The organism is Sphingopyxis sp. (assembly GCF_025869345.1).
Classification (GTDB): domain Bacteria; phylum Pseudomonadota; class Alphaproteobacteria; order Sphingomonadales; family Sphingomonadaceae; genus Sphingopyxis.
In genome coordinates, this window is the sequence record NZ_JAOZVW010000079.1 from 1 (window position 1) to 1088 (window position 1088).

General features: G+C 66.6%; 2 protein-coding genes. One reads left to right on the forward strand and one right to left on the reverse strand.

Going from position 1 to position 1088, the window contains the following annotated elements:
* On the forward strand, positions 1-493 hold a 493-nt coding region (locus tag OJI97_RS08750), incomplete at its 5' end, for a winged helix-turn-helix transcriptional regulator (RefSeq protein ID WP_367184760.1).
* Positions 494-624: 131 nt separating this feature from the next.
* Here OJI97_RS08750 and clpS read toward each other — a convergent pair.
* Positions 625-990 carry an ATP-dependent Clp protease adapter ClpS gene (gene clpS / locus OJI97_RS08755; RefSeq protein ID WP_257543505.1) on the reverse strand — a complete coding sequence of 122 codons (366 nt, stop codon included), beginning with the start codon at positions 988-990 and terminating at the stop codon, positions 625-627.
* Positions 991-1088 lie beyond the last annotated feature (98 nt).

Genomic DNA, 1088 nt, shown 5'->3' on the forward strand with positions numbered 1-1088 from the left:
GGTCATGCCCAAACGCGCCGATCTGTCGGACACTTATTGCCCAGTCGGGCGATCGGCCGAGCTGCTGGGCGATCGCGCGGTGTTGCTGATCCTGCGCGACCTGTTCTTCGGGCGGCGGCGGTTCGAGGCGATCGCAGCGAACACCGCGCTCGGCCCGCAGCTCGTTTCGGCGCGGCTCAAGCGGCTGGTCGCCGAGGGGGTGATCGAGCGCCAAGCCTATCAGGAGCGCCCGCCGCGCCACGAATATCGCCTGACCGAAAAGGGCAAGGATCTATTCGACGTCCTCTATGCGATGCGGAACTGGAGCGAGCGCTGGGCCTATGCGCCCGGCGAGACGGGGGGCGGGCCGGCGATGCGCTATACGCACCGCGCCTGCGGCACCGATGTCGGGACGGCCACGGTCTGTCCGGGCTGCGGCGAACCGCTTCGCTATGGCGATTTGAAGGGGGAGCCTTCGGCGGCGCTCAAGGCCGAACAGGCGGCGCGGGCCTGACTCCCCTCCCTGGAAGGGAGGGGTCGGGGGTGGGTGGCCGCAGGCGTTCTTTCTGGACCGCCGACCCACCCCGCTGCGACTAGCGAACAAGTTCGCAAGTCTCGCTGCCCCTCCCTTTCAGGGAGGGGAGGTTACGCCTTTTCCAGCGTGCATTGCAGCGGGTGCTGGTTCTGCCTTGCGGCGTCCATCACCTGGGTGACCTTGGTCTCGGCAACCTCGTAGCTGAAGACGCCGCACACCCCGACGCCCTGCTGATGGACGTGGAGCATCACCTGCGTCGCGCGCTCGATGTCCATGTTGAAGAAGCGCTGGAGCACCATCACGACGAATTCCATCGGCGTGTAATCGTCGTTGAGCAGCAGCACCTTGTACATCGACGGCTTCTTGGGCTTCGCGCGCGTGCGCGTCGCGATGCCGACGCCGGGGGTTCCGGACGTGTCGTCATCCTTGCCCGCCATGGCGCGGACGATGTGAGGGATGGAGGCGGGAAGCATCATCATCGGGAATATCGCAAGCCGGGACGGAATCGCAAGAGGGCGGGGATGCATTAACCCCCTTTTCGTCGCCCCCGCGAAGGCGGGGGCCGCTATCGACC